18 protein-coding genes are annotated in these 17,133 nt (G+C 65.0%); 10 read left to right on the forward strand and 8 right to left on the reverse strand.

Features of this window, described 5'->3' with window-relative positions:
• The 4 genes from cyoE to H4O11_RS18710 all read left to right on the forward strand — a co-directional run bounded on the left by cyoE (window position 1) and on the right by H4O11_RS18710 (window position 3,421).
• Window positions 1-891 carry a heme o synthase gene (cyoE, locus tag H4O11_RS18695; RefSeq protein WP_182342338.1) on the forward strand — a complete coding sequence of 297 codons (891 nt, stop codon included), beginning with the start codon at window positions 1-3 and terminating at the stop codon, window positions 889-891.
• A gap of 158 nt (window positions 892-1,049) precedes the next feature.
• A complete protein-coding gene (locus tag H4O11_RS18700; protein ID WP_182342341.1) occupies window positions 1,050-1,238 on the forward strand; it encodes a hypothetical protein in 189 nt (62 codons plus the stop codon).
• A gap of 195 nt (window positions 1,239-1,433) precedes the next feature.
• On the forward strand, window positions 1,434-2,177 hold the full coding sequence (locus H4O11_RS18705) for a hypothetical protein (RefSeq protein ID WP_182342344.1): 744 nt from the start codon (window positions 1,434-1,436) through the stop codon (window positions 2,175-2,177).
• Between the two features lie 275 nt (window positions 2,178-2,452).
• Complete coding sequence (locus tag H4O11_RS18710) at window positions 2,453-3,421, forward strand: trypsin-like serine peptidase (protein WP_182342347.1); 969 nt, start codon at window positions 2,453-2,455, stop codon at window positions 3,419-3,421.
• Between the two features lie 24 nt (window positions 3,422-3,445).
• Here H4O11_RS18710 and H4O11_RS18715 read toward each other — a convergent pair whose 3' ends face one another.
• The 5 genes from H4O11_RS18715 to rpsU form a co-directional block, all read right to left on the reverse strand.
• The gene (locus tag H4O11_RS18715) at window positions 3,446-4,420 is read right to left on the reverse strand and encodes a bile acid:sodium symporter family protein (protein ID WP_182342349.1); all 975 of its coding nucleotides are present in this window, start codon (window positions 4,418-4,420) and stop codon (window positions 3,446-3,448) included.
• A gap of 49 nt (window positions 4,421-4,469) precedes the next feature.
• A complete protein-coding gene (dnaG, locus tag H4O11_RS18720; protein ID WP_182342352.1) occupies window positions 4,470-6,209 on the reverse strand; it encodes a DNA primase in 1,740 nt (579 codons plus the stop codon).
• 88 nt (window positions 6,210-6,297) lie between these two features.
• The gene (locus tag H4O11_RS18725) at window positions 6,298-7,170 is read right to left on the reverse strand and encodes a YihY/virulence factor BrkB family protein (protein WP_425506097.1); all 873 of its coding nucleotides are present in this window, start codon (window positions 7,168-7,170) and stop codon (window positions 6,298-6,300) included.
• Between the two features lie 215 nt (window positions 7,171-7,385).
• The gene (locus H4O11_RS18730) at window positions 7,386-7,832 is read right to left on the reverse strand and encodes a GatB/YqeY domain-containing protein (RefSeq protein WP_182342358.1); all 447 of its coding nucleotides are present in this window, start codon (window positions 7,830-7,832) and stop codon (window positions 7,386-7,388) included.
• Window positions 7,833-7,973: 141 nt separating this feature from the next.
• On the reverse strand, window positions 7,974-8,189 hold the full coding sequence (gene rpsU, locus H4O11_RS18735; RefSeq protein WP_002808376.1) for a 30S ribosomal protein S21: 216 nt from the start codon (window positions 8,187-8,189) through the stop codon (window positions 7,974-7,976).
• 168 nt (window positions 8,190-8,357) lie between these two features.
• Between rpsU and tsaD the strand changes: the two genes are divergently transcribed.
• The 6 genes from tsaD (at window position 8,358) to H4O11_RS18765 (ending at window position 14,995) form a co-directional block, all read left to right on the forward strand.
• Entirely contained in the window at window positions 8,358-9,398 is a 1,041-nt protein-coding gene (gene tsaD, locus H4O11_RS18740) for a tRNA (adenosine(37)-N6)-threonylcarbamoyltransferase complex transferase subunit TsaD (protein WP_182342361.1), read from the forward strand.
• A gap of 316 nt (window positions 9,399-9,714) precedes the next feature.
• A complete protein-coding gene (locus tag H4O11_RS18745) occupies window positions 9,715-9,954 on the forward strand; it encodes a hypothetical protein (RefSeq protein WP_182342364.1) in 240 nt (79 codons plus the stop codon).
• Window positions 9,955-10,112: 158 nt separating this feature from the next.
• Window positions 10,113-10,469, forward strand: coding sequence for a dihydroneopterin aldolase (gene folB, locus H4O11_RS18750; protein WP_182342368.1), 357 nt, complete (start codon window positions 10,113-10,115; stop codon window positions 10,467-10,469).
• Between the two features lie 157 nt (window positions 10,470-10,626).
• Entirely contained in the window at window positions 10,627-11,895 is a 1,269-nt protein-coding gene (locus H4O11_RS18755) for a mechanosensitive ion channel family protein (RefSeq protein WP_182342371.1), read from the forward strand.
• Between the two features lie 190 nt (window positions 11,896-12,085).
• On the forward strand, window positions 12,086-14,260 hold the full coding sequence (gene bglX, locus H4O11_RS18760) for a beta-glucosidase BglX (protein WP_182342375.1): 2,175 nt from the start codon (window positions 12,086-12,088) through the stop codon (window positions 14,258-14,260).
• A 141-nt stretch (window positions 14,261-14,401) separates the two neighbouring features.
• Entirely contained in the window at window positions 14,402-14,995 is a 594-nt protein-coding gene (locus tag H4O11_RS18765; RefSeq protein WP_182342378.1) for a hypothetical protein, read from the forward strand.
• Window positions 14,996-15,123: 128 nt separating this feature from the next.
• Here H4O11_RS18765 and H4O11_RS18770 read toward each other — a convergent pair whose 3' ends face one another.
• From H4O11_RS18770 to H4O11_RS19275, 3 genes are all read right to left on the reverse strand, one after another.
• Window positions 15,124-16,284 (reverse strand): PQQ-dependent sugar dehydrogenase, encoded by a 1,161-nt coding sequence (locus H4O11_RS18770; protein ID WP_182342381.1) that lies wholly within the window; start codon window positions 16,282-16,284, stop codon window positions 15,124-15,126.
• 70 nt (window positions 16,285-16,354) lie between these two features.
• Entirely contained in the window at window positions 16,355-16,699 is a 345-nt protein-coding gene (locus H4O11_RS18775) for a hypothetical protein (RefSeq protein WP_182342384.1), read from the reverse strand.
• A gap of 239 nt (window positions 16,700-16,938) precedes the next feature.
• Window positions 16,939-17,133 (reverse strand): hypothetical protein (locus H4O11_RS19275; protein ID WP_220466845.1); only part of this gene is annotated, 195 nt, incomplete at its 5' end.

The following is a 17,133-nucleotide window of genomic DNA, read 5'->3' on the forward strand; positions in this document are numbered from 1 at the left end:
ATGAACAATTACCGTCAATACTGGGACCTGACCAAGCCCAAGGTCGTGGCGCTCATCGTCTTCACTGCGCTGGTCGGCATGGTGCTTGCCGTGCCCGGCATGCCGAGCTGGGAGCAGGTGCGCCTGGGCGTGCTCGGCTTCCTTGGCATCTGGCTGGCAGCTTCGGCCGCTGCGGCGATCAACCAGCTGCTGGACGCGAAGATCGACGCACAGATGGCGCGCACCTCGTGGCGCCCGCTGGTGGTCGGCAAGGTCAAGCCGTGGCAGGTGCTGGTGTTCGCCGGCCTGCTGATCGCATTGTCGATGGCGATCCTGGTGGTCTGGGTCAACGTGATCACCGCCGTGCTCACTTTTGCTTCGCTGATCGGCTATGCGGTGATCTACACCGTGTACCTCAAGCGCGCCACCTCACAGAACATCGTCATCGGCGGGCTGGCCGGCGCCATGCCACCGATGCTGGGCTGGGCCGCGGTCACTGGCATGCAGACCTCGTCGGACTGGGCGTATTCGGCGCTGCTGGTACTGATCATCTTCATCTGGACGCCACCGCATTTCTGGGCGCTGGCGATCTTCCGCCGCGAAGACTACGCCAAGGCGAAGATCCCGATGCTGCCGGTCACCCACGGCGTGGTGCACACACGCAGGCAGATCCTGGCGTACTCGGTGGTGCTGGCCATCGTCTGCGTGCTGCCCTACGTGGTGGGCATGAGCGGACCGTTCTACCTGGGCGGTGCCATCGTGCTCAACGCCGTGTTCCTCTGGTACGCATGGCGCATGCAGGACCCGCCGGACGAACTGTTTTCGATGAAGATGTTCAACTGGTCGGTGGTGTACCTGATGGCGCTGTTTGCCTTCCTGCTGGTGGACCATTGGATCCTGCCCTGGCTGTAAGGCGCGATCCTGGTGGGCGCCGACCCTGGGTCGTCATGCCCTTCGCCGGTACTTCGATGCCCCGGTAGCGCCGAGCCATGCTCGGCGGCTCTTCTTCTCGATGCCGTAAACCCACTGCAGCATTCCGCCGAACATGGCTCGGCGCTACCGCATCGACCTTGAATCATCCGCCCCACGCCGGCTTTCTCCCTGATCCGCCCGAACAGGTGATCGAGTACGGGCTACCGCTGCCTGACGCCTCAGGCAGCTCCGAACGCTGGCAACGTATCAGGCAACAGGAAGGCGCCGCGCGGATAAGCTCTCTTGCTTCCCTGCATCACGTGATGCGCATCGCATTCTTCATCTGACGCGCGATCTGAACGCGCGTGCAGGAAGGGATAACGGTGTTGCACGAATGTTCGTGCGCGATGCTGGGTGCGAACGAAGAATGGGCTCTTCTCCTGGCGCTTCCATGCGGGTGATACGACGGACAGCGAACGAGTGGCGGTTTACGGCTACCGCACCTGGTTTCCACTGAATGGTGATCAATAATGAACGCTCGCATGTTCCTGATCTTGCTGTTGTTGGTCACCACTCATGGCGCAGGGGCGACTGATAGTCCAGAGGATGAGAAGGCTTTTATTGAATGGTTCAAGGAAATTTCTGCGCGGGGAAGCCAAGAGGCCTTCGACAGATTCGCGGCCGGAGAGGCGCCGGCTCCGGGTGTCTACCGAGTCCTGTCAATCAAGGATCTGGACGCCTCCGAAGCGGTGAAGAATCACTTTCGTGCCGGTATCGCAAAGCGCCAGGCTGGCGTGATGGTAGTTCCAGCGGACAGGATATCCTCCGTTTCCAAACTGCTGGCAATGACGCCGACGCGCGTTCTCCCCGATGCTGAGCTGCATAAAAGACTGCCTGCTCCACCCTCCGATGTCGCAAGGACACCTTTACGTTCGGCGAAGCTGATCAATACGAATTGGTGCGGTACCCGGACAGGCATCAAGTCCACTGGATTGCAACGAATATTCCTGCTCGAGACTGTTGGTCTCATTGATTTCTGTGAAGATAGTTACCGAGAGAGTAAAGGCGCACGTATAGAGGTGTTCAAGGAAGCGCTCAACGCAACCGTGGGTGGCACACCGGCCATGGCCCACATGAAGCGTTCCGTCGATGGAAGGGGAATGGCAGCCTTGTCCTGGGTGACGCCGGAGAAGTCATTCCAGTTGAGGCTGGTGACCGACGATGGTGCCTCGATAGAAAAGGGTGCCGCGTTGCTGATGCAGATTGCAGAAGGTATCGATCGGTAGCGCCGAGCCATGCTCGGCGGAATGCTGCAGCGCGTTCATGGCATCGGGAAGAAGAGCCGCCGAGCATCGCTCGGCGCTACCATGTAGAGGGCTGGACTACCGGGGGTCTTTCGCGATCAGCTGGATCTGGTGGTAGATCATCCACAGGCCTCGATGAGCGCTTCACCGAGCATCGCCGGTTGAGCATCGGATCACAGGCTGGACAGGTGAATCCTGATACCCAGCATGCGTTGAACCGCGCAGGGTGGAAGTTACTCATCCTGTGGAGCTGCCCAATGCATACCCAGCGAAAGAACGTCATCGCGTTATCGTTGATCGCCGCATTGCCGTGTTCGATCCTCGCCATGGCAGGCACTCCAATCGAGCGGGTGTACACGGAAAGCCCCCAGACGGTGCTGGCGTACTGGACGGATGAAAAGCTACGGGCCGTTCGGGACAAAGGCGACGCACCCATCAAGCCGCCGGGAACGGATCCATTCAACTCCGACGGCGATGCCTGGGAAGGAACCGGGCCGTTTCCTGCTGGCGTCGGACGCCTGCTCTTCGTTGCGCCGAACGGGAAGGACTCCTCCTGCACGGCAACTGCCATTGACAGCCCGGCCGGCAACGTATTGGTCACCGCGTTTCATTGTCTGGAAGGCCCTGATGAAGGACACATCAGTGGTTGGAGCAGCAAGCTGCTGTTCCTGCCTGGCTTCCATGATGGCGCCACGCCGTTGGGGCGTTACCCTATCCATCGCATGGTGGCGTCTGACGACGTGTTGGACATCTGGCGCGACACCGCGTTTCTGCAGGCCCATCCTGGTGCTGACGGACGGTCGGTTGCCGAGGCCGCAGGTGAGCAGGCCATCCGCTTCGATATCCCCGAATCAGCGAGTCCACGCATTAATTTCGGTTACCCAGCATCGTCGAACGGCTACGGGATCATTCCTCCGCCGGGACCCCGCGAATTCGGCAATCGGGAATACAGTGGCCAGCGGCTGGCGTACTGCGCCACGCAGCGAACTGCATTGAGCCAATGCGAGGGTGTAGGGAACGGTCCTCCGGTTGGCTGGGGCTTCCACTGCGTCCAAGGGCCTGGATCCAGTGGCGGCCCGTCACTGATCGACTTCAATTTTGATACCGGGAAGGGCGTAATCGTGGGCGTCCACTCCAACGGAGTGATCATGGACGGCCGCGCAGCGGCGTGCGCAGCACACCTGGAAGAGCATGCCGCCAAGGCTTATCAATACGTAACGGAGTGATGACCACCCTGATCGTCCTCCAGCCTACGACCGGGGTTCTTTCGCGTAGCGCTGGGCGATGATGCCGCAGACGATCAGCTGGATCTGGTGGTAGATCATCACCGGCAGCACGATCGCGCCCAGGCTGCCGCTGGCGAACAGCACCTTGGCGATCGGTACGCCGGTGGCCAGGCTCTTCTTCGAGCCGCAGAATACGATTGCGATCTCGTCTTCGCGGTTGAAGTGCAGGCGCCGTGCGATGAGGGTGATCAACGGCATGGCGATGCCCAGCAACACGGCAGCGATCACCGCCACCGTGAGCAACGACAGCAGCGGCGTCTTCGACCACAGGCCCTCGGTGACCGCTTCACCGAAGGCCGAGTACACCACCAGCAGGATGGTGCCCTGGTCGGTGTAGCGCAGCAGCGCGCGCTGGCGTTCCACCCAGCGGGCGATCCACGGCCGCAGCAGGTGGCCAGCCACGAACGGCACCAGCAACTGCAGCATGATGCCGCCGATGGCCTGCAGCGGGTCGTGCAGGCCGCCCTGGGTGCCCGCCAGCACGGTCAGCAGCAGCGGCGTCAGGAACACGCCGAGGATGCTGGACAGCGATGCGCTGCACACGGCCGCCGGTACGTTGCCGCGCGCCATCGAAGTGAACGCGATCGACGATTGCACGGTAGAGGGCAGGGTGCACAGGAACAGCACGCCCAGGTACAGCTCGGGCGTCAGCAGCCAGCCCGACAGCGGATGGAACAACAGCCCCAGCAGCGGGAACAGCACGAACGTGCAGGCCAGGATCACCAGGTGCAGGCGCCAGTGCGTCAGCCCGCCGATCACCGCTTCGCGCGGCAGCCGCGCGCCATGCAGGAAGAACAGCAACGCGATGGCGATGTTGGTGACATCGTCCAGCACGAGTGCGGCGGCGCCCTTCATCGGCAGCAGGGAGGCCAGCAACACGGTGCCGAGCAGGGCGAGGGTGAAGTTGTCCGGTCGCAGTCGCGACCACCAGCGGGTCATGGTGGGCAGGCTCCTTCGTTGGAAAAGAAAGAACGTGGCCCGCCAGGCATCACAGGCGCACGTTCGCGCGGGCCTTCAACAGCTCGCGCATTTCGTATTTGTCGGCATCGTCCAGGCCCTGGCTGCGCTGCTTTGCCAGCAGGTCTTCCAGGCGTTGCAGCAGCAGCTGCTTTTCCAGCTGGGCCACGGCGTCGTTCAGTTCCTGCGTCCACATCGCTTCATCGCCGGCCATGTTCTGCGCGGCAAGGGTGTGCAGGGACGCCTGTTCCTCGCGCCCGTCGAAATGTTCCAGCAACGCGCCGGTGCTGATGTCCGGGCGCTGTTCGACCAGCGACAGCAGCTCCAGCAGCAGTTCGACACCGGGCAGGCGCAGGCCAAGGAAGTGGTGCCGGCCACCCAGCGACATCGCCAACGATGGCTGCTGCAGCAGGATCGCGATCGCCGCGCGTACCAGGCTGCGCTTGGCTACCGGGGTGATCGGGCGGCCGGCCAGGCGCGGCTGCGGTGTCGCGCGCTGCGATGCATTGCTGCCGCCCAGCCCGGTCAGCTGTGCCAGCTGCTGCTTCATCAGGTCGCCGAAGGCACCGTCGGGAATCTGCGCCAGCATCGGCTTTGCGCGCTCGGCCAGGCGTGCCTTGCCGTCCAGCGTGCCCAGGTTGATTTCGCGCGTCAGCTCGTCGAAGAAGAACTGCGACAGTGGCGTGGCTTGTTTCAGGCGCTCGTCGAAGGCCTCGGGGCCTTCCTTGCGCACGATGCTGTCCGGGTCTTCGCCATCGGGCAGGAACAGGAAGAATGCCTGGCGCCCATCCTTCATGCGCGGCAGCACCGATTCAAGCGCCTTCCAGCCAGCACGTCGGCCGGCGGCGTCGCCGTCGAAGCAGAAGAACACGTCCGGCGCATTGCGGAACAGCAGCTCGGCATGGTCCGGCGTAGTCGCCGTGCCCAGCGTCGCCACCGCCTGGGTGACGCCGAACTGGAACAGCGACACCACGTCCATGTAGCCCTCGACCACGATCAGCCGCTCGATCTTCTGGTTGGCCTGGCGTACCTGCCACAGGCCATACAGCTCGCGCCCCTTGTGGAACAGCGCGGTCTCCGGCGAGTTGAGGTACTTCGGGCCGTCGTCCTTCTCGAATACCCGGCCGCCAAAGGCGATCACCCGGCCACGTCGGTCGAAGATCGGGAACATCACCCGGTCGCGGAACTTGTCGTAGACGTGGCCACGATCGTTCTTGGAGAACAGGCCGGCACGGTCCAGCAGCTTCATCCGCCGCTCGTCCTTGCCCAGCGCGTCGCGCAGGCCGCTGTATCCGTCGGGCGCATAGCCGATCTGGAAGCGTGCGCGGTTGGCTTCGTCCACGCCGCGGCCATCCAGGTAGGTGCGCGCCTTGTCGCTGTCTTCCAGGTTCTTCTGGAAGAAGCGCGCGGCTGCGTCCAGCGCCGAATACAGTTCGCGGCTGTCATCCTGCTGCTGCGCGCTGCGCGGGTTCTCGCTGCGCGGCACTTCCATGCCCACGCGCTTGGCCAGCTCGTCGACCGCGTCCAGGAATTCCAGGCGGTCGTAGTTCATCAGGAAGCTGATGGCTGTGCCGTGCGCGCCACAGCCGAAGCAGTGGTAGAACTGCTTGGTCGGCGACACCGTGAACGATGCCGAGCGCTCGTCGTGGAACGGACAGCGTGCGGCGTACTCCTTGCCCTGGCGCTTCAACGGCACGCGGCTGCCCACCACCTCGACGATGTCGGAGCGGGCAAGCAGGTCGTCGATGAAAGCGTCTGGAATGCGGGCCATGGCAACCGGCAAGGGCACCGCCGGGAGGGCAGCGCAGGGCGAACGGAACGTTCCGCCTAGTTTACCTGCTGTCGGCCGCTGCGCCCGCCTAGGATGGCTCGATGCCGGCAGCGGACAGATGGTTGCGTGCGCGCAGGCGTTCATCGACCACCGCGGTCATCAGCGCGCCGGTGAAAAACACCACGGTGGCGTAGTAGATCCACACCAGCGAGATGACCAGCGCGCCCATGGAGCCATAGGCGCTGCCCGGCGCGACCTCGGCGATGTACACGCCGATGCCGTAGCGGCCCAGTGCGAACAGGCCGGAGGTGATGGCCCCGCCGATGAAGGCCTGCCGCCAGGCCACGCGGCGGTCTGGCAGGTAGTGGTACATGAAGGCGAAGCCGACGGCGTACAGCAGCAGGGTGGTCAGGTAACCGATTGCCGGCAGCGCCGAAGGCAACTGCGCGAACGCGACCTGCAGCATGGTGGTGGCGGTCATCGACAGGGTCAGCAGGAAACCCAGCGCCAGCACCACGCCGAAGGAGAACACGCGCTTGCGCAGCCACGCCTTGATCCCCTCCAGCCGCTCGCCACTGGTGTGGAAGATCCGGTTCAAGGCGTTCTGCAACTGGGCGAACACCGCAGTGGCACCCACGAACAGCAGCAGCGTGCTCCACAGGCCGGCCAGCGAACCGACGTCCGGCTGGTTGTCGGCGTTCTGCAGCACGGTTTCGGCCACCGTCGCGGCACTGCTGCCCGCCGCGGCACCGATCTGCCCGATCAGCGCCTGCTGTGCCGGCGGATACAGCGATGCGGTCAGCCACAGCAGCAGCACCAGCAGCGGTGCCATCGACAGCAGGGCATAGAACGAGACGGCGGCCGCCTGGCTCAGCACGTCCACGTCGACGAAGCGCTTGCCTACTGCCACCGGGAAGCTCTGCTGCAGGCGCTGGGCGTATTTGCGCAGCGGCACCGGCACGCCCTTGAGGGCGTCGTCATCGTGATCGGTGTCGGCGCCAGGTGCGGTCTGGGGATGGATCGGTTCGGACATGCGGATTCTTTTAACAGCCGCGGGTCGAAGATAGGGTGAAGCGTGGAGCGGGTGGCGCCGAGCCATGCTCGGCGGACCGAGCCAGGACGCCGCAAGCGAAAGCCGCCGAGCATGGCTCGGCGCTACCAGGGCCGGCGTTTACGTCAGCCTGCGAGCTGTTGCTTCACCAGCTTGGATACCAGGCCCATGTCGGCCTGACCAGCCAGCTTCGGCTTCAGCGCGCCCATCAGCTTGCCGATGTCGGCCGGGCTGGCCGCGCCGGTCTCGGCGATGGCGGCCTGGATGGCGACGAGGATTTCGGCTTCGCCCATCTTGGCCGGCAGGTAACGTTCGATGACGCGCATTTCGGCGCGCTCGATCTCCGCCAGGTCCTCGCGGTTGGCTGCTTCGTACTGGCTGATCGAGTCCTTGCGCTGCTTGACCATCTTGTCCAGCACGGCAATGACGGCCACGTCATCGAGTTCGACGCGCTCGTCCACTTCCTTCTGCTGGATGGCTGCCTTGATCAGGCGGACCACGCCCAGGCTGTCCTTGTCGCCGCTCTTCATGGCGGCCTTCATGTCGTCGTTGAGCTTCAGCTTCATGCTCATGGGGCACCTCGTGTGTCGATGGTCGGTTGACGGGGAAACGCCCGGGTCGCGGCCCGGGAACGCAAAAAGCCGGCAACGCTTGCGCGTGCCGGCTTCAACATCACCGCGACAGGCTGGGCCCGTCGCCATGAGTGCGTCCGATCAGTACAGGCGCTGACGCTTGGTGACGTCGCGCGACGAACGGCGCAGCTGACGCTTCACGGCAGCAGCAGCCTTGCGCTTACGTTCCTGGGTCGGCTTTTCGTAGAACTCGCGCTTACGGGTTTCGGCCAGCACACCGGCCTTTTCGCAAGTGCGCTTGAAGCGGCGAAGAGCAAACTCGAAAGGCTCGTTCTCGCGGACTTTGACGCTGGGCATGGAATCTCCGGACACTGTGTAGAACCGGGTCTTTACCCGGCGAGCCGCACATTATAGCGGCGGATCGAAAAACTGCAAGCGACCCGACCTGAATCCGGGCCAGTTCTCTTGCATCTCAGGGGTCTGCATCGCCCCTGAGGAGCACGCAGGGGGCGCATAATACACGACATGCGAGTCCTTGGCATTGAATCTTCCTGTGATGAGACCGGCGTGGCGGTGTATGACACCGACCTGGCCGGCATTGACGCCCTGCGCGCCCACGCCGTGTACAGCCAGATCGCCCTGCATGCTGAATACGGCGGGGTGGTGCCTGAACTGGCCAGCCGCGACCACGTCCGCAAGCTGCTGCCGCTGATCCGGCAGACGCTGGACGAGGCCGGCATGGCCATCAACGACATCGATGGGGTGGCCTATACCGCCGGGCCGGGCCTGGTCGGCGCGCTGCTGGTCGGCGCAGGGGTGGCGCGTTCGCTGGCCTGGGCGCTGGAGATTCCCGCGGTCGGTGTCCACCACATGGAGGGCCACCTGTTGGCGCCGTTGATGGAGGACGATCCGCCACAGGCGCCGTTCGTGGCCCTGCTGGTGTCCGGTGGACATACCCAGCTGGTGGCGGTGGATGCCATCGGCCAGTACCGCCTGCTCGGCGAGACCCTGGACGACGCCGCAGGCGAGGCCTTCGACAAGACCGCCAAGATGATGGGCCTGCCTTATCCGGGCGGCCCGCAGCTGGCCGCGTTGGCCGAACAGGGCCGCCCGGGTGCCTACCGGTTCTCGCGTCCGATGACCGATCGGCCCGGGCTGGATTTTAGTTTCTCCGGCCTGAAGACCCAGGTGCTGCTCGCCTGGCGCGACAGCGACCAGAGCGACCAGACCCGTGCTGACATCGCCCGCGGCTTCGAAGATGCGGTGGTGGAAACGCTGGCGATCAAATGTGGGCGCGCGCTGGAAGCGGCCGGCACCAACGTGATCGTGGTGGCCGGCGGGGTGGGGGCGAACAAGCGCCTGCGCGCGCGGCTGCAGGAAATGGCGGCCAGGTTGGGCGGCCGCGCCTGTTTTCCGCGCCCGGCGCTGTGCACCGACAACGGCGCGATGATCGCTTTTGCCGGCGCGCTGCGCCTGCAGGCGGGCCAACGCAGCCCGCCGACAGTGGATGTCACCCCGCGCTGGGACATGGCGACGTTGCCCGCGGTAGCAGACTTACCGCATTGATCTTCTCGTTTAACTGAGACCATTGAAAGTTCCGATACCGCAGGCTGTCGCCTGCTCGCTGACCGGTTTTGGTGCAACACTCGGCCTTGCTGGAAGAAAGCGAGGAGTAATGTCATGGTCAGGCCCAATCTCAGAATTGTCGTAACACGCCAGATGGTGCGCGAGGCAAATGACCGGTTGATAGCACGGTCAACTCCATCTCATGTTCCGATGGCCCCCAGCCCGGTCCCACGTTTTACCGTTGTCCTGACCAGCGACATGATTGCACGTGCTGGCAGGGTTGCTTTCGGATCCTTGAAGCGCGGTTGATACCCACGTGGACGTGCACCTGACCTATGCCAAGCTCGTCAACGATGAGGGCGACATGGCGGGACATGTCGCATATGCCTTGTACAAGCGCGACAAACTCAAATTCATTGAGGCGTTCCGTTTGGAAAAAGGGCGCCATCCTTCATCAGTTGAGCTGGAAGCATTCGTCGTCACGGCGAACCTGGCCTTGCGCGTTTCTGCGTATCGTTCCGAGGCGGAATATCGCGCCATACGCGACTGGGAATAGCGGTCTGAAACGTTTCCGCCCCTTGGGGGGATAGGGCTACACCCGAGCGCTCCGCCAGCAGCAGCCTTTGTTTACTGCTTCTATCGTTTATGCCCCATCCCTGCACCTCGCGGCGTGTCCCGCTACCATGGCCGCCTCTTATCGTGTGGCAGGGCGTTATGGACAAGGTGTTCATCGAAGGGCTGACAATCGATGCCTTGATCGGCATCTATGACTGGGAACGGCGTATCCGCCAGGATCTCGTCTTCGACCTGGAAATGGGCTTCGACAACCGTCGTCCGGCGGCCAGCGATGACATCAGCCACACGTTGAACTACAAGGCCGTCAGCAAGCGGCTGGAAGAATACGTGCGGGCGTCGGAGTTTGGCCTGGTGGAAACATTGGCCGAGCGTTGCGCGGAAATCGTGCTGCAGGAGTTCGACGTGTGCTGGCTGCGCCTGAAGCTGAGCAAGCCCGGCGCGGTGCGGGGCGCGCGTGCCGTGGGCGTGATCATCGAACGTGAACGCACTGCCTGATCATGCCCTGTAATGCCGGCCCACTCCTGCTGGCCGCGCACACCGCCGATGAATCGGCCCCCCCTGTAGTGCCGGGCCACGCCCGGCAACCGCGCACGCCGCGCGGTGCAACCTCCGCGTCCGATGGAAGTCGGCGCACGAATAAAAGGATACAAACATGTTGGACGCCGTAGTAATGACGCATTGGCTGGACAGGCTCCAGGAATCGCTGGTCCCTTACCCGGGCGCCTACCTGGCGCTGATGCTGTCGGCATTGGTGATCGTCGCCGGGCTGGCCAACTGGGTCACCAAGCGCATCCTGCTGCGCGGCCTGCGCCGCCTGTTGTCGCGCCTTCCTGGTGCCGATTCGGGCCGTGGCAGCCACCTGATGCGGGTCATCACCCGCCTGTCCAACATCGTACCCAGTCTGGTCATTGCCGCCGGGATCCGCCTCGTCCCGGACCTGCCGGAAGCGTTGGTCAACCTCATCATCGCCGCCTGCCAGGTATGGGGCGTGCTGACCGTCTCGCTGGCCATCTCGCATGCACTCGATGCCGCAAATGACCTGTACGAACGCCGCCCGGATGCACGCAACAAGCCGATCAAGGGGTATCTGCAGGTGGCGAAGATCGTCATCTTCGTCATTGCCGGCCTGTCCATCGTCGCCACGCTTGCTGGCGTTGAACTGCGTTACCTCGTCACCGGCCTGGGCGCAGCCACCGCAGTACTGATGCTGGTGTTCCAGGACACCATCCTGTCGCTGGTGGCCAGCGTGCAGATCAGTGGCGACGGCCGCATCCGCCTGGGCGACTGGATCGAAATGCCCAGCCAGGATGCCGATGGCGATGTCATCGATATCGCCCTGCACACGGTGACGGTGCAGAACTGGGACAAGACCATCACCACCATCCCGACCAAGAAGCTGGTCACCGAATCGTTCAAGAACTGGCGCGGCATGCAGGAAGCCGGCGGACGCCGGATCAAGCGTTCACTGTACCTGGACCAGCACAGCGTGGGCTTCCTGGACGCCGACGCACGTGCTGGCCTGGGCCAGTTCGCGCTGCTGTCCGATTACCTGCAGGACAAGGACCGGGAGCTGGGAGAGTGGAACGCACAGTTGCGCGAACAGGGGGCGGGCGAGATCAACAGCCGCCGCGTGACCAACCTGGGCACCTTCCGCGTCTACGTCGAACGCTACCTGCGCAGCCATCCGGGCATCCACACCGGCATGACCCTGATGGTGCGGCAACTGCAGCCCACCACCGAAGGCCTGCCGCTGGAGCTGTACTGCTTCACCCGCAGTACTGCCTGGGTCGATTACGAAGGCGTGCAGTCGGATATCTTCGACCATCTGCTGGCCATCCTGCCGGCGTTCGGCCTGCGGGTATTCCAGGCCTCCAGCGATGCCATGCTGATGGACGCCCGCGACCACGCCCGCACGCAGTAGGCCGGCCGCGGTGGGGGTCAGATCCTTTTCCTGTGCAATCGGATCTGACCCCTTCTGCTTGTAAGCTGGGCGCCCGCCGTTCTGTCGCAATCACCTCGCTACGGCGACGCATGAACGCCGAAGTTGCGCACAACAGTGGCCGGCGACGCTAGAATGGCGGCACTGAAAACGTTTTCATCAAGGAAATCCGGTGGCTTCCGAACGTATCGAATCCCTCATTGCACAGATGACCATCGAAGAAAAGGTCGGTCAGCTGGGCGTGTTCGCCGACATGGTTCGTCCCTTCGCGCCAGACGTGAATCCGGAAGCCAATGTCAGCAATGCCGACCAGGTGCTGCAGCAGGTGCGTGACGGCAAGGTCGGCTCGCTGTTCAACGGTGTCGGCGCTGAACTCGGCCGCCGCATCCAGCAGGTGGCCACGGAAGAGAGCCGCCTGGGCATCCCGGTCATCCTCGCTGCTGACGTCATCCATGGCATGCGCACCGTGTTCCCGATCCCGCTGGGCGAGGCGGCCAGCTTCGAGCCCGAACTGGCCCGGCTTACCGCGCGCGCCACTGCGGTCGAGGCCACGGCGGCCGGCCTGCACTGGACCTATGCGCCGGCGGTGGACATCGCCCGCGACCAGCGCTGGGGCCGCGGCGCGGAAGGTGCCGGCGAAGACGTGGTGCTGGGTTGTGCGTTCGCCGCTGCCCGCGTCCGCGGTTTCCAGGGCGATGACCTGCGCGCCGATGACGCGCTGCTGGCCACGCCGAAGCATTTCGCTGCCTACGGCGCGGTGATGGCCGGCATGGAATACAACATGGTGGACATCTCGCCGCAGACCCTGCGCGACGTGCACCTGCCGCCGTTCAAGGCAGCCTTCGACGCCGGTGCGGTCACCGTGATGTCCTCCTTCAACGACATCAACGGCGTGCCGGCCAGTGCCAATGCCGAGCTGCTCACCGACATCCTGCGCGGCGAATGGAATTTCCCGGGCGTGGTGATTTCCGATTACACCGCCGACATGGAGCTGGTGGCCCACGGCTATGCCGCCGACGACCGCGATGCCACCGCCAAGGCGTTCACCGCCGGGCTGGACCTGAGCATGCAGAGCGGTTTCTACGCCGAGCATCTGCCGGGCTTGGTGGAGAGTGGCGAAGTGCCGATGGCGGTGCTGGACGAGGGCGTGCGCCGCATCCTGTGGCTGAAGGAAACCATCGGCCTGCTCGACGATCCGTACCGTTCGCTGGATCCGGCGCGCGAAGCCGATGATTCGCACATCGCGCCGCATGACGCCCTGTCGCGCGACGTGGCACGGCGTTCCATCGTGCTGCTGAAGAACGAGCAGTCCGTGCTGCCGCTGCGCAAGCAGGGCCAGAAGATCGCGCTGATCGGCCCGTTCGTGCAGGATCGCGACAACATCGAGGGCTGCTGGACCCTGTTCGGCGACAAGACCCGTTACGTGGACCTGGAAACCGGCGTGCGTGCGGCGATCGGCGATGGTTCGCTGCTGGAAATCGTGCCGGGCTGCGAACTGGAAGCGGCCATCCCCGGGGGCATCGAAGCGGCCATGGCGGCCGCGCTGCGTGCCGACGTGGTGGTGCTGGCGCTGGGCGAGCCGCAGCGCTACAGCGGCGAAGCGCAGTCCCGCGTCGAGATCACCCTGCCGCCGGCACAGCAGGCGCTGGCCGAAGCCGTGGCGATGACCGGCAAGCCGCTGGTGGTGCTGCTGCGCAATGGCCGCGCGCTTGCCCTGCAGGGCGCGGTGCGCAACGCCCAAGCGGTGGCGGTTACCTGGTATCTCGGCACGCAGACCGGCCACGCGGTGGCCGACGTCCTGTTCGGCGACTACAGCCCGTCCGGTCGCCTGCCGGTCAGTTTCCCGCAGGTGTCCGGCCAGCAGCCGTACTTCTACAACCACCCGCGTACCGGCCGCCCGGAACTGCCGACCATGTCCGAGTTCAAGGCGCGCTGGCGCGAGATCCCGAACGAGCCGCTGTACGCCTTCGGGCATGGCCTGGGGTATGCCAGTTTCGCCTACGGCGTACCGCAGCTGGACCGCGCCCAGCTTGGCTGGAATGACACGCTCCGCATCACCACCACCCTGGCCAACACCGGCAGCGTCGCGGGTGAGGAAGTGGTGCAGCTGTACATCCACGATCGCGTCGCCAGCCGCGTGCGCCCGGTGCGCGAGCTGAAGGATTTCCGCAAGGTGCTGCTGCAGCCGGGCGAATCTACCGAGGTGGTGTTCACCCTGCAGCGCTCGCAGCTGGAGTTCACCGGCCGCGATGGCGTGCTGCGTGCCGAGCCCGGCCTGTTCGATCTGTGGGTGTGTGCCTCGTCGATCAGCGGCTCGCCGGTGTCCTTCGAGCTGTTGGCTGGTTGATCCATTTTGACGCGCCCGGCCTGCCCGGGCGTGCCGGCCGCAGTGGAAAATGCCCGCACGGGCGGGCCTGCCGGGGCCATGCATGCCCGGCTCACGACAGTCCGGCTAGGCTGGTGGCTTCCTGGTCCACTGGAGCCGTGCATGCGTCTGTCCCGTTCAATCCTGCCCCCGTTGCTGCTGGCCTGCCCGCTGTGGCTGGCGGCATGCAGCAACCCGGCCGACGCGCCACCGGTGACGGACCAGGCGGCGCCGCCGCCGATGGCCGCGACCGGTACGCCGCCGGCGGGCGATACCGAAGCGGCCGTCCCGGACCAGCCAACGGCACCCGCCATGCCCGACACGGCGGGCGCATCGGGTGCCGGTGCCGACGAAACCCGCGCGCGCATCGAACGGCTGCTGGGTGATGCCGGGCAGTACGAACGGGTATTCACCCAGCTGCAGCAGGGCGTAGCCAGCGGCGACCATGCGGCCGTCTCGAAGCTGATGCGCTATCCGCTGCGCGTCGATGTGGCTGGCGGCAAGCGCGAGGTCGCCGATGCAGCGGCCTTCCAGCGCGAGTACGACAGCATCGTCACCGCGCCGGTGGCGCGCGCCATCGCGGCGCAGTCCTTTGCCACGGTCTTCGTCAACCAGCAGGGCGTGATGATCGGCAACGGCCAAGTCTGGCTCAACGGCGAGTGCCTGGACCAGGCCTGCAGCCAGACCGACGTCAAGGTCACCACCCTGCAGGAATGACCGCCGCAATCCCGTGGCGCCGCCACCCCGCCATGCCGTCAACACCCCGTAGCGCCGAGCCATGCTCGGCGAGCACAGCGGCTACCGACCATGCCGCCGAGCATGGCTCGGCGCTACGGGTGCAGGGCTCAGGCGTTCGGCGTCAACTTCAGCAGCTTGCCGTCGTTGCCATCCTCCAGGATCCACAGTGCACCGTCCGGTCCCTGTTCCACCTCGCGGATGCGGGCGCCCATGTCGAAACGTTCCGCCTCGCGCGCGTTGTCGCCATCGAATTCCACGCGCACCAGCGCCTGTGACGACAATCCGCCGATGAAGCCGCTTCCTTTCCACTGCGGGAACAGGTCCCCGCTGTAGATCACGAAGCCGGCCGGCGAAATGACCGGATTCCAGGTGACCTTCGGCGCGGCGAACTCCGGCCGGGTGGCGTGGTCCGGGATAGGCCGGCCGTCGTAATGATTGCCGTTGGACACGATCGGATAGCCGTAATTGGCGCCGCGCTCGATCAGGTTCAATTCGTCGCCGCCGGCCGGGCCCATCTCGTGCACCCACAGCTTGCCCGCAGCATCGAAGGCGATGCCGAGCATGTTGCGGTGGCCCAGCGTCCAGACCTGCGCGGCAACGCCGCCCTGCGAAGCAAACGGGTTATCGGTCGGCACGCTGCCATCGTCGTTCAGGCGCACCAGTTTGCCGAGGTTGCTGGCCATGTCCTGCGCCGGGTCGAACTTCTGCCGTTCGCTGGACGTGATCCACAACTTGCCGTCGGGGCCGAAGGCGATGCGATGCCCATAGTGGCCGGCACCGCTGACCTTGGCTTCCTGCCGCCAGATCACCGAGAGGTCCTGCAGCGTGCCGCCGCCGGCGTCGTCGAGCACCAGCCTTGCGCGCGCCACGGCTGCACCGCGCGTATCGTTGCTGCCCTCTTCGGCGTAGCTCAGGTAGACCAACTGGTTGTTGGCGAAATCCGGGTGGGCCACCACGTCGCCGAAGCCGCCTTGGCCACCGTAGGCGACTTTCGGCCCGCCGGTGATTTCATGCGCCTGCTTGCCGGCGATGTCGAAGTGCTGCAGGCGGCCACGCTTCTCGGTCACCAGCAGGCTGCCATCAGGCAGGAAGGTCATGGCCCACGGTTCGTCGAAACGCGCGAATTCGGTAGCGGTGAATGCGGAATATGCCTTGGCGGGCGCTTCCGCCACGGCAGCAGGGGTATCCGGTCCGGATGCACTGCAGGCGGTGGTCGCCAGCACCGGCGTCAGGCCGATGGCGAGGGTGAGCAGCAATTTACGGGTCATGGGTATCTCCAGGCGGGGATGCGGATGGCCAACCCCCTCTGTATACCATTGACCGGCGGCACCCCGCCTGTCACGTGCCGCGCGGGGTGCCCTTGTCCAGATAGGGATCGACACGGATGGCCTCTTCCCAGCCGCGCTTTACCGCGTCCCGTGCCTGCAGCCATTCCAGCCGGCTCTTGCCCCGCTCGGCCGCCCAGCGTGTTTCCAGCTCGCGTTCCACTTCCTCGTAGGCGCGGGCAACCTGTCCTGCGCGCGACTGGTGGCCCAGCCGGTAGGCGGGCTCATAATCGTCGAAGGTCGAGCTGCTGTCGTAGTAGGGTTCAGCGGCATAACGCTCGCGCCAATAATCGGTGAACGCCTCGCGTTGCGTGTCGTCTTCCGGCACCCGGCCGGGAATCTGGTAATCGGGGCTCATGGCGTGGGCTCCGTTCTGGATGAGGTTACATCCTCGCAATGGCCGGGTTAATGCACCGGACCGGCAGCGTGAGTGGCATGTAGAGCCGCAACGCAAACCCGGTAGCGCCGAGCCATGCTCGGCGAGCGCGAAGCGCGGCCTGCCTCGGGCATCGTGTTGGCCTCAACCATCGTGCCGCCGGAAAGCAGAGCCGCCGAGCATGGCTCGGCGCTACCCTTCCCGGCGTGGGAACCGGTAGATCATCGCACCCACATAACGCTCGCGCCAATAATCGGTGAACGCCTCTGGTAATCGGGGCTCATGGCGTGGGCTCCGCAAACCCGGTAGCGCCGAGCCATGCTCGGCGAGCGCGAAGCGCGGCCTGCTTCGAGCACCGTGTTGGCCTCACGCACCGTGTCGTTGGAAAGCAGAGCCGCCGAGCATGGCTCGGCGCT

Source organism: Stenotrophomonas tumulicola, assembly GCF_014117215.1.
GTDB lineage: Bacteria > Pseudomonadota > Gammaproteobacteria > Xanthomonadales > Xanthomonadaceae > Stenotrophomonas > Stenotrophomonas tumulicola.

Bases quoted from the DNA above. Each gene is read 5' to 3' on its own strand.
- H4O11_RS18705 (WP_182342344.1), top strand. From the start codon at position 1,434: ATGTTCCTGATCTTGCTGTTGTTGGTCACCACTCATGGCGCAGGGGCG.
- H4O11_RS18775 (WP_182342384.1), bottom strand. From the start codon at position 16,699: ATGAGCCCCGATTACCAGATTCCCGGCCGGGTGCCGGAAGACGACACG.
- rpsU (WP_002808376.1), bottom strand. From the start codon at position 8,189: ATGCCCAGCGTCAAAGTCCGCGAGAACGAGCCTTTCGAGTTTGCTCTT.
- dnaG (WP_182342352.1), bottom strand. From the start codon at position 6,209: ATGGCCCGCATTCCAGACGCTTTCATCGACGACCTGCTTGCCCGCTCC.
- H4O11_RS18770 (WP_182342381.1), bottom strand. From the start codon at position 16,284: ATGACCCGTAAATTGCTGCTCACCCTCGCCATCGGCCTGACGCCGGTG.
- cyoE (WP_182342338.1), top strand. From the start codon at position 1: ATGAACAATTACCGTCAATACTGGGACCTGACCAAGCCCAAGGTCGTG.
- H4O11_RS18765 (WP_182342378.1), top strand. From the start codon at position 14,402: ATGCGTCTGTCCCGTTCAATCCTGCCCCCGTTGCTGCTGGCCTGCCCG.
- tsaD (WP_182342361.1), top strand. From the start codon at position 8,358: ATGCGAGTCCTTGGCATTGAATCTTCCTGTGATGAGACCGGCGTGGCG.
- folB (WP_182342368.1), top strand. From the start codon at position 10,113: ATGGACAAGGTGTTCATCGAAGGGCTGACAATCGATGCCTTGATCGGC.
- H4O11_RS18755 (WP_182342371.1), top strand. From the start codon at position 10,627: ATGTTGGACGCCGTAGTAATGACGCATTGGCTGGACAGGCTCCAGGAA.
- H4O11_RS18715 (WP_182342349.1), bottom strand. From the start codon at position 4,420: ATGACCCGCTGGTGGTCGCGACTGCGACCGGACAACTTCACCCTCGCC.
- H4O11_RS18730 (WP_182342358.1), bottom strand. From the start codon at position 7,832: ATGAGCATGAAGCTGAAGCTCAACGACGACATGAAGGCCGCCATGAAG.
- H4O11_RS18710 (WP_182342347.1), top strand. From the start codon at position 2,453: ATGCATACCCAGCGAAAGAACGTCATCGCGTTATCGTTGATCGCCGCA.